Annotated in this window: 9 protein-coding genes; all 9 read left to right on the forward strand. The window is 65.5% G+C overall.

All coding sequences use genetic code 11. The features are described 5' to 3' along the window. The first annotated feature begins 157 nt into the window (after positions 1-157). The 9 genes from MXF70_RS09815 (at position 158) to sufU (ending at position 12,591) form a co-directional block, all read left to right on the forward strand. Positions 158-1,174 (forward strand): lysylphosphatidylglycerol synthase transmembrane domain-containing protein, encoded by a 1,017-nt coding sequence (locus MXF70_RS09815; RefSeq protein ID WP_248515458.1) that lies wholly within the window; start codon positions 158-160, stop codon positions 1,172-1,174. 130 nt (positions 1,175-1,304) lie between these two features. Then, positions 1,305-2,411, forward strand: a complete 1,107-nt coding sequence (locus tag MXF70_RS09820) for an ATP-binding protein (protein ID WP_248515459.1) — start codon at positions 1,305-1,307, stop codon at positions 2,409-2,411. 92 nt (positions 2,412-2,503) lie between these two features. Beyond that, a complete protein-coding gene (locus MXF70_RS09825; RefSeq protein ID WP_445677844.1) occupies positions 2,504-5,083 on the forward strand; it encodes an efflux RND transporter permease subunit in 2,580 nt (859 codons plus the stop codon). Positions 5,084-5,143: 60 nt separating this feature from the next. Then, entirely contained in the window at positions 5,144-5,887 is a 744-nt protein-coding gene (locus MXF70_RS09830; protein WP_248515461.1) for a TrmB family transcriptional regulator, read from the forward strand. Between the two features lie 103 nt (positions 5,888-5,990). Beyond that, on the forward strand, positions 5,991-7,607 hold the full coding sequence (purH, locus tag MXF70_RS09835; RefSeq protein WP_248515462.1) for a bifunctional phosphoribosylaminoimidazolecarboxamide formyltransferase/IMP cyclohydrolase: 1,617 nt from the start codon (positions 5,991-5,993) through the stop codon (positions 7,605-7,607). 95 nt (positions 7,608-7,702) lie between these two features. Beyond that, positions 7,703-8,986 carry a hypothetical protein gene (locus tag MXF70_RS09840; RefSeq protein WP_248515463.1) on the forward strand — a complete coding sequence of 428 codons (1,284 nt, stop codon included), beginning with the start codon at positions 7,703-7,705 and terminating at the stop codon, positions 8,984-8,986. A 199-nt stretch (positions 8,987-9,185) separates the two neighbouring features. Next, complete coding sequence (folP, locus tag MXF70_RS09845; protein ID WP_248515464.1) at positions 9,186-11,684, forward strand: dihydropteroate synthase; 2,499 nt, start codon at positions 9,186-9,188, stop codon at positions 11,682-11,684. A gap of 111 nt (positions 11,685-11,795) precedes the next feature. Beyond that, the gene (locus tag MXF70_RS09850; RefSeq protein ID WP_248515465.1) at positions 11,796-11,963 is read left to right on the forward strand and encodes a DUF1931 family protein; all 168 of its coding nucleotides are present in this window, start codon (positions 11,796-11,798) and stop codon (positions 11,961-11,963) included. Positions 11,964-12,177: 214 nt separating this feature from the next. Then, a complete protein-coding gene (gene sufU, locus MXF70_RS09855) occupies positions 12,178-12,591 on the forward strand; it encodes a Fe-S cluster assembly sulfur transfer protein SufU (RefSeq protein ID WP_248515466.1) in 414 nt (137 codons plus the stop codon). Positions 12,592-12,696 lie beyond the last annotated feature (105 nt).

Raw genomic sequence — 12,696 nt, forward strand, 5'->3', positions numbered from 1 at the left:
CGCGTGGCCGGGTCAAAGTGCTGTCGAAGGCACGACGCGAGTAGAGAAGGCCCATCTCCGGCCACCCGGCTCTCATCTCGATACGGCTCGTCTGGCAGCGCCTGCCCTCGCCGGCTCGCTCCGATGGATTGATTCGAGCAGGCTGGGTAGCGCCGGCGTGGCCAGAGAGGACCTCCTCGCGACTGCTGTCGGTCTCGCCGTCGCCGCAGCGGTGTTTGCGGTGATGTTCTGGATCGTCGACGCCGGAGCCGTCTTCGCCGAGATGCGCGGTGCCGATCTCGGGCTCATCGCCGTGGTTGCAGTGCTCGTCCTGCTCTGGAACTTCTCATGGGGCGTCGCGTTGTGGATCGTCCTCGGCGGGCTCGACGTGTCGGTCCCGCTGTACAAGGCAGCCCTGATCCACGCCGCAGCGGCGTTCGCGAATCACGTTACGCCGTTCGGGCAGGCCGGTGGAGAGCCGGTGACGGCCCTACTCATCACGCGAACCACGGACACCGACTACGAGGTCAGTCTGGCGTCGATCGCGAGCCTCGACGCGATCAACGTCGTCCCCTCGCTCGTCTTCGCCGCATTCGGTGCGCTCTACTTCCTCACGGTCGAGACCGGCTCTTCAGAGCTCGGCCTCCTGCCGATCGCCGTCCTCGGCGCGGCAATCTTGCTGCCGACGGCGTCTATTCTCACCTGGCGCTACCGCCGGCGGATCGGTGGCGTCGTTCGGGCTCCCGCCCGCACCGTCGCCGACCGGATCGTCGGGCCGATCCCACGGGTCACCGCCAGCCACCTCGACGGCGTCGGGCAGCGCGTCACCGGGTTCGTCGCTGCCATCGAACGTCTCGCTGGGAACCGCCGTCGCCTGGGTGCTGCGCTCGCTTTCTCGGCGCTTGGCTGGGTGCTCCAGTCCGTCGCGCTCTGGACGACCTTCCTCGCGCTCGATGCGCACGTGCCACTCTACGTCGCACTGTTCGTCGTCCCGCTGGGACGCGTGGGGAGCGCGTTCCCGACGCCCGGCGGTCTCGGTGGGACCGAGGCGATAAACGTCGCCCTGCTGGCGGTGCTCACGACGGCCGGCGGCGCGACGATCGCGGCTGCCGTCACCATCCACAGCGTTGGCGGGTATCTGCTCACGACGGCCGTCGGCGGCGCCGCGGCGAGTGCGGTGCTCGTCCGCGAGTGACGGCGCGGTATTGCGTTGCTTTTCATCTACCCGACGCCTCCTCCCAGTGCGATCAGTCGGTCGAGCGTGCCGGTGACGCCAACCGACGTTCGCCACAGCTTGAAGGCGGATCGGGCGGCGACTCACGTCCGTGACAGTCGTCATCGGACGCGAGGAGCCTGCGGCTGCCGGCCCGACGGCGGCCATCGGCAGCTACAGGGCACTCGACGGCAGCAGCGGCGCACCGGTCGAACTCGATCTCGACGGCCCCCACGCAGCACTCGTGGTCGGAAAACGCGGCTACGGGAAGTCATACACCCTTGGTGTACTCGCCGAAGAGCTCGCGAGGACGGACGGCGTCGCGCCGGTGGTCATCGATCCGATGGGGGTCTTCGACACGCTCGCGACGACGCGGGGGAATTTGCCGGCCTCGGCTCCGCCCGTCGAAACACGGGTGGTCGAGTCGCCACGCGTGGATCCGTCGGTACTCGACCCGCGGTCGTGGTGTGCGCTCCTCGGGCTCTCGCCTCAGAGTGGCGCGGGCAGTCTCGTCTGGCAGGCGGCCCGCGCTGCGGACTCGCTCGAAGCGATGCGGGGCGTCGTCGAGGACGCCGACGCTCCAGGGAGTGATCGTCGCGCTGCCGCGAACCATCTCACGCTCGCTGTTGACTGGGGCGTCTTCGATCCTGACGGCCTGGACGCCATCTCGCTCGGCGGGAGCGAGGCCACTGTCGTCGACGTGTCTGGACTCGACGACGCCCCGATGAACGCCGTCGTACGCGGGATCGCTGAGGGACTCTATCGGGCCCGCGTCGAGGAACGCATCGCACGATTGCCGTGGCTCGCGATCGACGAGGCACACACCTTCTTCGACGGCGTAGCGGCGCCAGCGCTCGAGACGGTGCTCACACGTGGACGCGCACCTGGCGTGAGTCTCGTACTGGCCACGCAGCGTCCAGACGTCGTGCCAGACGTCGCGATCTCCCAATCCGACCTCCTGCTGGCCCACCGGCTCACCGACGAACGCGGCATCGACGCCCTCGAAGCGGCGCAGCCGACCTACCTCTCGGGGGCCCTCGTGGAGCGCCTGCCGAGCGAACCCGGCGAGGTGCTGGCGATCGACGACGCAACCGAGAGCGTCCATTCCCTGGGAATTCGACGGCGAGACACCGTTCACGGTGGGGATTCGCCTGCGGCGAGTGAGGTAGCAGTGGATGAGGAGACTGCAACTGCGCGGGACGATCACCGAGCCGACTGAATAGTCTGTCAGGAAAACGTCAGCGTTAAACCTTCCTGTATGTAGGATCATACTAACAGCATGTCGGACCCCACCGGCTGGAGGCGTGAATAATGTCGGCGATCGACCGGTTCGTCGATATCATAACGAATCGTAGCAAGACAGTTATCCTGGTAATTCTCCTGCTCACCGCAGTGATGGGTGGGGGAGTTATGCAAGTCAGCCAGGAGTCCTCGCTCAATCAGTTCGGTTTCGGTTCTAACGCCGAAGAAGCGCAGGATTACGTCAACGAGAACTTCAAAGCAACCGATGCGAACTCGACGAGTGCGCAGGTCATCTTCCGGGGCAGTGAGGATAGAGACGCCCTTTCACAGGAAGCGTTGATCCAGGAGATCGAACTCCAACAAGCGTTTCTCGAGGACGAAACGGTAAACTCGACCCTGGGAGAGAACCCACTCAGTGGCCTCTCGAATGCCGTTGCAAAGACGGTTATAACGCAAAACCAGGGTAGGGCCGCCGCACAATCGGCGACTCTCGAGGAGCAACGAGCAACCCTGGCGGAGATGGACGGAGCGACGTACAACGAGACGATCGCCACGTTGCTATCGAAGAGCAGTGGCGAGAACGCGCTCTTCGCGTTCGTTCCGAACGGGTACGACCCCGGATCCACCACCGCGGAAGCCCGGATGATGCTGGTGAGCCAGGAGGTCCCACCAGGGGAGAGCACTGGACAGGGTGCCGCTCCGGAAGCCATCGTCGACGCGCAGGTCGCGATGAACGATATCGTCGACGAACGATACGGTGGCGAGGCGTTCACCTTCGGTGCTGGCGTCGTGAGCGACGAACTGAGCGGCTCGATGAACGACAGCTTGATGATCGTCATGCCGCTGGCGCTGTTGTTCGTCGTCGTCGTACTGACGATCGCGTACCGAGATCTGTTCGACATCCTTCTCGGCGTAGTCGGTATCGCCCTCGTCCTCATCTGGACGTTCGGCTTCATGGGCTGGTCTGGGATCACGTTCAGCCAGCTGATGATCACCGTTCCCGTGCTGTTGATCGGGCTATCTATCGACTACGCGATACACGTCCTGATGCGTCATCGCGAACAGCGCGAGGAGGACGACAACGGCGGTGCCCGCGAGACGATGCGACCGGCACTACTCGGCGTCGGTGGAGCACTCGTCTGGGTGACAATCACGGCGGTGATCGGGTTCCTCTCGAACCTGACGAGCCCGCTACCGCCGCTCCAGCACTTCGGGATCGTGAGTGCGTTCGGGATCGCAGCGACGCTGCTGATCTACGGCACGTTCGTCCCGGCAGTCAAGATCGAACTCGACGAGTTCCTCGAAGGCCGCGGCTGGGATCGAAAGAAACGCGCCTTCGGTACCGGCGGTGGGGCGTTCTCGACGTTCCTCACCGGCGGCAAAACGTTCGCCAAGCGTGCTCCATGGGCGGTCGTCGCGATCGCGCTCCTGTTGACCCTCGGCGGTGTCTACGGGGCCACGCAAATCGATACGAGCTTCCAGACGGAGGACTTCATCGCAGAGGATCCGCCAGGCTATCTGGATAATCTGCCGGAGCCCTTCGCACCCGGCGACTATCAGATCAAGAGTCAGCTCGACTACGTCGGCCAGCACTTCGGTCAGGACCAGAGCTCGACGATACTGATACGCGGCAACGTCTCCTCGCCGGAGGCCTTCGAGGAGATGGCTGCAGCCGAACAGAAGGCGGCGGAATCGGACGCCTTCAACACGTTCGCGAACGGACAGGTTGAGCTCCGGAGTCCGCTCCGTGGTATGCAGACGTTCGCGGCAGAGAACCCCGACTCGTCGTTCAACGCAACGTTCTCTGCTGCAGACACTGACGGCGACAACGTACCCGACCAGAACATCAAGTCGGTGTACGATGCCTACTTCGAGGCAACACCAGCCCAGGCCTCGAGCACGATCTACCGGACTGACGACGGCAACTACGAGGCAGCGCAGATGATCGTCACGAAGGCTGGCCCGGCGACCCGGAGCGCTACCACGTCCGCGAGCTACGATCTCGCGGATAGCTTCGGCGAGACGGGAGCCACCGCGACTGCGACGGGTGACATCGTCGTGTTCAGCGTCATCGAAGAGGAACTGCTGGACACTGTCATTCAGACGTTGATCGTCACCATCGTCGCGGTCATCGCCTTCCTGATGGTCGCCTACTGGTACGTTCACGATAGCGCGATACTCGGCGCAGTGACGCTCACGCCGATCGTGCTTAGCGTCGCCTGGATCCTGGGTACGATGTGGCTCATGGACATCGGGTTCAACATCATAACAGGGACGATCACCAGCCTGACAATTGGGCTGGGGGTGGCGTACAACATCCACGTCACCGAGCGCTACATGCTCGAACTCGGTCGCGACAAGGACGTCTGGGACGCGATCGGTGACGCGGTCACCGGCACTGGCGGCGCGCTGCTCGGCAGCGCCGGCACCACAGTCGGTGGGTTCGGCGTGCTCGCGTTCGCGATCGTGCCGCCGATTCAGCAGTTCGGGATCATCACCGGCATCACGATCATCTACGCGTTCCTCGGGAGTGTGTTCCTCCTTCCGAGCTTCCTGGTGATCTGGACAAAGTATCTCGGTCCGTCCGAGGCCTTCGAAGAGGACGCCGCTGCGCCCGCGACCGGCGAGGTGACGGCTGCGGATGAGTGAGACTCGACCCGTGATGCTCGCAGGGAGCCAGCAGTCGAGAGCTACGGAGACCCGAGATCGATGACGGATCCGGCGGCGGCACTCCAGCGGCTCGGCCTCTCGAAGTACGAGGCGGAGGTGTTCGTCGCGCTCCAGCAGATCGACAGCGGGACGGCGAGTGACACGGCGACCATCGCGGACGTTCCACGATCGCAGGTCTACGGAGCTGCGGAAGATCTCGAGGAGCGGGGCCTGGTCGATATCCAGCACGGATCGCCCAAGCGCTACCGTGCCGTTTCACTCGAAGAGGCCAGAAGCAAGCTCCGCCGTGATTTCGAGCGCGAACACGAGCGAGCGTTCGAGTCACTCGAGGAACTAGACGCTCGGTACGCGGACCGAGAACCTCGTCAGGAGGAGATCTGGACGGTCTCCGGCGCCGAAAACGTGAACGCACGCATCGAGTCCTTCGTGACTGAGGCAGAGGAGTCCATCCAGCTTGGGACCGGCGCATCGAGGGTCACCGACGAGCTCCGATCGACGCTGGTCCAGCTCGCCACCGACGTCGACGTCACGGTTATCAGCGCCGATTCGGGTATCGAGGAGCCGTTTCGCGACACCGACGTCGAGACGGTCATTCTCCCCGTCATCTACGATGGCGATAGCTGGCCCGACGGTCGGTTCGTCGTCGTAGACGAGCGAACGGTCTTGCTCTCGGTGATCGCCGAGTCCGGTAGCGAATCGGCGTTCTGGAGTGAGGACACGGACTTCGCCGCGATGCTCGTTCGACTTCTCGAGGGGCACGTCGACAAGTTTGTCGAGCTGTAATCGTCGCCAGGAGTCGCGCTTCCAGGCGATTTTGGGTGATCGACGTTCCGTTCTCCCGCTGGGGATCGCAATCCCTTTGCTTCGACGCGGACGCCATCCAGCTATGACGTACATTGCGGGTCTCGCAAGCAACCGGGGGCGCAATCTGATCAACGTCCACGAGCGATCGCCAGGCGGCGCGGAGCTGGGGGTCGTTCTCGCGAACGACGCGGACGCGCCGATTCTCGAGACGGCCGCCGACCGCGGAATCCCGACGGAGGTCGTAGAGCGATCCGAGGACGAGAGCAGAGCGAGCCACGAGGAACGCATCAACGACGCGCTCGCGGACTACGAGTACGACCTCGTCTGTCTCGACGGCTACATGCGGATTCTCACCGACAGCTTCCTCGACGCACAGCCGACGACCCTCAACGTCCACCCGTCCCTGCTGCCCTCCTTCCCCGGGATGGACGCCTGGGGTGACGCGCTCGAGGCCGGCGTCGATCTGACGGGCTGTACCGTCCACGTCGTCACCGACGCGACGGACGACGACGGCAACGTCGTCGACGGTCTCGTCGACGGCGGTCCGATCGTCACCCAGGAGCCGGTGCCCGTGTACGAGGGCGACGACGCAGACGACCTCTCGGATCGCGTGCTCTACGAGGGCGAGTTCGCCGCGTACCCCCGTGCAGTCAAGTGGTTCGCCGAGGATCGCGTCGACGTCGACGCCGACGCCGGCACCGTTTCGACGCCCGAGAACGCCGACGAGCAGCTACCCCTCCGATTCCTCGCGACCGGCGACCGCGCCGCCGACCTCCGCTACGGCGAGAACCCTCACCAGGACGCCGCCCTCTACGCAGACTACACCTGCGAGGAGGCGACCGTCGTCGGCGCTCCCCAACTGAACGAGGGCGCCAAAGCGTGCTCGTACAACAACTACAACGACGCTGACGCCGCGCTCGGGCTGGTCAAAGAGTTTGATGAACCCGCGGCCGCTGTGATCAAGCACACCAACCCCGCCGGCGCCGCCGTCGCTGACACGCTCGCCGACGCCTACCGCGACGCGCTCTCGACCGACGCCAAGAGCGCCTTCGGCGGAATCGTCGCCCTGAACCGCGAGTGTGATGCCGAGACCGCAGCGGAGATCGTCGATTCGTTCAAGGAGGTCGTCGTCGCGCCGGGCTACACCGACGACGCGCTCGAGGAACTGACGACGAAGGACAATCTCCGCGTACTCGACGTGGGGACGCTCGATACGCCGACCGAGCAGTTCACCGAGAAGCGACTCGCTGGCGGTCGGCTGATTCAGGAGCGAGACACGCAGGCACCGACCCGGGAGGATCTCGAGGTCGTGACAGACGTCGAACCGACCGAGGAGCAGATCGAGTCGATGCAGTTTGCCTGGCAGACGATCAAACACGTCAAATCCAACGCCATCCTGTTCGCGACCGGCACCGAGACCGTCGGCGTCGGTGCGGGGCAGGTCTCCCGCGTCGACGCGGTCGAGATCGCGAAGATGAAGGCCGAGACAGACGCCGATGGCAAATCCGCCGAGGGCGCTGTCATGGCCTCGGACGCGTTCTTCCCCTTCCCGGACGCCGTCGAGGCCGCCGCGGAGGCGGGCATCGATGCGATCGTCCAGCCTGGTGGGTCGGTCAACGACGAGGACGTGATCGAGGCTGCCGACGAGCACGACATTGCGATGGTGTTCACCGGGAGCCGGGCGTTCCGACACGACTGAGCGGCGCACACTCGTTTTTTGTGGCAGCCGCTTCGGTGACCGAGGATGTCCACATCCGGCAGCACTAACTTCCAGTACTGCGAACCTACGTCTCAATGCGACGGCAGTTGACGATCGCCGGCGCCGCTCTCGGCGTCGCAACGGTAACGATCATCCTGCTGGCTGCAGTCGCTCCTCCGGCCGCGGCCCCCTCGGAGCCGCTCACAGACGACCACCGCGACCGGCGGGTCAGCTTCGACGGCTACGAGAGCGGCGTCTGGCCGTATCTCAGCTCCGAACAGAGCTTCCGCCGGACGAGTCCGATCAACGTGGTCGTCCGCGGTGAGACCGGGACCGTGCTCGGGATGCTCCGGGAGAAAGGTGCGACCGACTTCGAGAACCTTCCGCCCGAGGAGCAGGCGGAAGGCCCCGGCCCGCCCGGAATGAACAAAGGCGGCCCGCTGAACGGGACGGCGGGTGAGAACCTCGCGATCGACTGGGAGTCCACGGAGGGAGCGACCCGGTACGCCTACGTCGACGACGGAACGGCCGACGGCGGAGAGTGGGTCGACGAAACCGCACAGCTTCAGGACGGCACCTACTACGGCCACCGACATCACATCCGCCTGTACGCGTCGCCGACCGACAGCGAGCCGTGGGTGGCGATGCAGGCCCACAGCGAGCATTTCGACTGGTTCACCCTCCGTCACGAGGTCTCCGGCAGTGATTCCACGCAGGACCACGTCGAGAGCGTCTTCCTCGGCGACCCTCGGGTAGAGAACATCTGGCGGAGCTACGTCCAGAACGACGACAGCTCCGACTCGGACGGCTGGGCCTCGATGGTCGTTCTGTTCCTCGGTCTCTCGGTCGTCGGCGGGCTGGCCGTCGACGTCGAACGGTACCTCCAGCACAGTCTGACGCCGGTCGACCGCCGGCGACTCCGTTCGCTCCTCGACAGGCTCTCGCTCCGACTGGGGCTCCTCGCAGTTGTCAATGCAGCCATCGTGCTGACCGTCCGCTTCGGCGGTATCGCCCTGGAGCGTCACGCAACCTACCTGACGATGCACCAGATCGCGGGGCTGTTGTACCCGCTGATCGCGCTGGGACTGCCGATCGCGACCTACACACTCGCGAGCGGCGTCGAGCGACGGATCGACGCGGCCCTCGCGGCATCGATCGGGCTCGCGATCGGTATCGTCGCTGATTACACCTACCTCGGCGTCGACGTGATCTCGATTCCGGTGTTGCTCCAGCGGCTCGCGATCATACTCGCCCTCGGCCTCATCGCCGCCGGTGCGGCCCGTCGGGCGGCTCGTCAGCGCCGCATCAACGGGCTCGTCACCTGTGGCCTGGTGCTGTGGGTCGCGCTTCTGGCAGCGACGTTGCTCGAGATCTTCTAACCCGCTGTCTTCCTGCCGCTCGGCTGCTTCGAGGTCCGCGCTTGCCCGCTGACTTCTATCGCGATCGACGCCCAGTTTCAGGAGTTGGGGACCGAACTCGCGGGGAACCGTTCAGCTCAGACGCCGGCCCTCGCATCGTCCGTCGCCACGCACCCTGGGTTCCGACAGGATAAAGCGCGACGCGATAGGAACCGTCCGTATGGACTATCCAGAGGCCTCGAACTTCCTCTTTGGCCTCCGGCGGTTCGGCCCGAAGACGGGGACCGAGTCGACCGCGGACCTGCTGGGTGAGCTCGGCGATCCACACGACGCCGTCGAGTTCGTACAGGTCGCGGGCTCGAACGGCAAGGGGTCGACGGCACGGATGACCGAGCGCGTGCTTCGGGAGGCTGGACTCTCCGTCGGCCTCTTCACCTCGCCGCATCTCGAGGATCTGCGCGAGCGGGTCCGCGTCGACGGCCGAAAGATTCCGGAGGGTGCAGTCACGCGGTTCGTCGAGCAGACCCGGGAGTACGTCGTCGATCGCGGCGTCGAGGGCGCGTCGCCGACCTTCTTCGAGACCACGACGGCGATGGCGCTCTGGCATTTTGCCCAGGAAGACGTCGACGTGGCGATTCTCGAGGTCGGTATCGGCGGGAAACTCGACGCCACGAGCGTCGTGGATCCGATCGCGAGCGCGGTCACGAACGTCAGCCTCGAACACACCGAGTTGCTGGGCGAGTCAGTCGAGGAAATCGCCCGCGACAAGGCCCACGTCGCACCGGAGGGCCGGCCACTCGTCACCGCCGCGGAGGGCAGCGCGCTCGCGACGCTCCGGAACCGCGTCGGCGAACTGGTGACGGTCGGCCTCGAGGACGATCGGGCTACAGACGACGGCTGGACGCCGCCGGAGGGCTGGCCCGACGTCGTCGCCAGCTACGGCGGACGTGTCAATCACACCGAGGCTGCCATCGAACTATCGGGTGCGGTCCAGGGAGAGGCGCTTTCCGTCGACACGCGCCTGCCAGTGCTCGGCGCACACCAGGCCGAGAACGCCGGTGTGGCGGCAGTCCTCGCTCGACAGGTGCTCGGTGCCCGTGGGGAGGCGCTCGCCACCGAGGACCTCGCACGCGGGCTTCGACAGGCGCACTGGCCGGCGCGCTTCGAGGTCCTCTCTCAGGAGCCACTCGTCGTCCTCGATGGCGCACACAACGCCAGCGCCTGCGAGCGACTCGCCGACGTCCTCGCGGAGTTCGACTACGACGAACTTCACCTCGCGACCGGGATCATGCACGACAAACCACAGGGCGAGATGGCCGAGGCGTTGCCCCATTGCGACCGCGTGGTGACGTGCCATCCCGATCTCGACCGTGCGGAGGATCCTGGGGTCCTCGCTGGCGTGTTCGAATCCGCCGGCGCGGATCGCGTCGAGGCCGGCGGCTCCGTTCAGGGGGCCGTCGAGACCGTCCTCGATGGCGCCGGTCCCGACGACTGCGTGCTCGTCACGGGATCGCTCTTCACGGTCGCCGAGGCGCGAGGCAGGTGGACGCGCCTCCAGACGCCCAAACGCGTCGACACGCTCGGTCAGGCCCGCACGACGCTCGAACGGGCAGGCGTGACCGACGCTGGCGTCTGGCGGATGCGCGGGAAGGCCGTCCACCGCGTGGTCGAGACGCGTCTGCAGCGCCGACAGGCGGAGTACGTCAAACAGGAGCTGCTCGCCCTCGGTGGGGAGTGTGCCGTCTCCGACGTCACTCACGACGGCGAGTTGCTCCGTGTCGTGTTGCTTGGGACGCTCTCGCAGTTCCGCCAGCTCGGCGAGGCGCTCGCCGAGCAGCCCTACGGGCTCCCGCGGGTCGGCGAGGAGCTCCACCGGCAGCTCGGCATTCAGGTGCCCGAGCCAGAGCCGAGATACCCATGGCAGGAGGGAACCGCCGTGATGGGCATCTGTAACGTCACGCCCGATAGCTTCCACGACGGCGGGGAGTACGACCGCGTCGACGCAGCCGTCGAGCGTGCCGAAGCGATGGTCGAGGCGGGAGCGGACGTCGTCGACGTCGGCGGGGAGTCGACGCGACCGGGCGCCGATCCGGTGCCAAACGAGGAAGAGATCGATCGCGTCGTTCCCGTCATCGAGCGCATCACCGATCTGGACGCTATGATCTCGATCGACACGCGAAACGCCGAGGTCGCAGCGGCGGCTCTCGAAGCGGGGGCGGACATCGTCAACGACGTCTCCGGGCTGCAGGATCCCGCGATGCGGTTCGTCGCTGCCGAGCACGACGCGCCGCTGGTCCTGATGCACAGCATCGACGCCCCGGTCGATCCTGATCGGGACGTGGAGTACGACGACGTCGTCCGGGACGTGATCGAATCGCTCCACGAGCGGGTGCTCCTCGCCCAGCAGGCCGGGCTCGATCGTGAGCAGATTCTGATCGATCCTGGCCTCGGCTTCGGAAAATCCGCGGAGGAGAGCTTCGAACTGCTCGATCGTCTCCCCGAGCTCCAGGCGCTACAGTGCCCGATCATGGTCGGTCACTCTCACAAGTCGATGTTCGGGGCAGCGGGCTACGACCACGGTGATCGGCTGGAGCCGACGATCGCCGGCACTACCCTGGCGGCCGAACGCGGCGCGGACGTCGTTCGAGTCCACGACGTACCGGAGAACGTGGCCGCCGTGCGCACCGTCGAGGCAGCCCATTCTACGGGCGAACGGTGAGAGGAATTTGGTGGTTTTGGCCGTACCAGCGCCCGTCGAGGCGGAACGGAGCCCCAGGACCCCGGCCGATTCAGGAATCCTTATAGGGGAGAGTGGAAAACGCCAATCTGTATGGCAGATCTGATTGTCAAAGCCGCCGTGAAGGAAGCGCTCGCTGACAAGAACGTCGCCTCCGACTTCTACGACGAGCTCGACGCCGAGGTCGAGGAGCTCCTCGAGGAGGCCGCCGCACGCGCAGAGGCCAACGACCGGAAGACGGTCCAGCCCCGCGACCTGTAAACCGGGGTCTTCCTCCGATTCGCAACGATCCGTCAGCGGCTGCACTCTCAGCAACCTGGTAGCAATGATGCCTGCGTAGCGACAGCTGTGCCGCTCGGGTCCCGATTCGAGCCGATCGGACCCCTCGCGTCGAGCCAGCAGCACCTCCGGTTGTCGGGGTCTCACACACCGTGCGGAACCCTTTTCCTCCGCGTCTTCCTACCTCCCTCCAACGATGAGCATGGGCTCGGACATGTACCGTCAGCAGATCCTCGATCACTACAAGAACCCGCGTAACTACGGTGAAATCGAGGATCCCACCTACACGCACGTCGGGGAGAACCCGATGTGCGGCGACGAGATCGCCGTCGACGTCGTACTCGACGACGGCGAGATCGAGCAGGTCGCATTCCGCGGCGACGGCTGTGCGATTAGTCAGGCGTCCGCGTCGATGCTCTCCGAGCAACTGACGGGGGCCAGCGTCGAGGAGCTCGTCGAAATGGATCGGGACGACGTCATCGAGATGCTCGGCGTCGACATCTCGCCGATGCGAGTGAAATGTGCAGTGCTGGCCGAGAAGGTCGCCCAGGACGGCTACGAGATCTACCAGGGCGAGAAAGAAGACGTCGACACGACGACGGTCGAATAACCTACTGTCCACAGTCGTACGGCGGGTTCCCGGCGTACCTTTTTACCACTCAGCGACGTACATTGTGAATAGCACACACGGCCAGTGACGACGGTCTGCTGGCTG

The sequence above is a fragment of the Salinarchaeum laminariae genome (assembly GCF_023204835.1).
Taxonomy (GTDB): Archaea; Halobacteriota; Halobacteria; order Halobacteriales; family Salinarchaeaceae; genus Salinarchaeum; species Salinarchaeum laminariae.

What these genes read in the sequence shown, in the direction of transcription:
- folP (WP_248515464.1), top strand. Translation starts at nt 9,186, where the DNA reads ATGGACTATCCAGAGGCCTCGAACTTCCTCTTTGGCCTCCGGCGGTTC.
- purH (WP_248515462.1), top strand. Translation starts at nt 5,991, where the DNA reads ATGACGTACATTGCGGGTCTCGCAAGCAACCGGGGGCGCAATCTGATC.
- MXF70_RS09850 (WP_248515465.1), top strand. Translation starts at nt 11,796, where the DNA reads ATGGCAGATCTGATTGTCAAAGCCGCCGTGAAGGAAGCGCTCGCTGAC.
- MXF70_RS09830 (WP_248515461.1), top strand. Translation starts at nt 5,144, where the DNA reads ATGACGGATCCGGCGGCGGCACTCCAGCGGCTCGGCCTCTCGAAGTAC.
- MXF70_RS09840 (WP_248515463.1), top strand. Translation starts at nt 7,703, where the DNA reads ATGCGACGGCAGTTGACGATCGCCGGCGCCGCTCTCGGCGTCGCAACG.
- sufU (WP_248515466.1), top strand. Translation starts at nt 12,178, where the DNA reads ATGAGCATGGGCTCGGACATGTACCGTCAGCAGATCCTCGATCACTAC.
- MXF70_RS09825 (WP_445677844.1), top strand. Translation starts at nt 2,504, where the DNA reads ATGTCGGCGATCGACCGGTTCGTCGATATCATAACGAATCGTAGCAAG.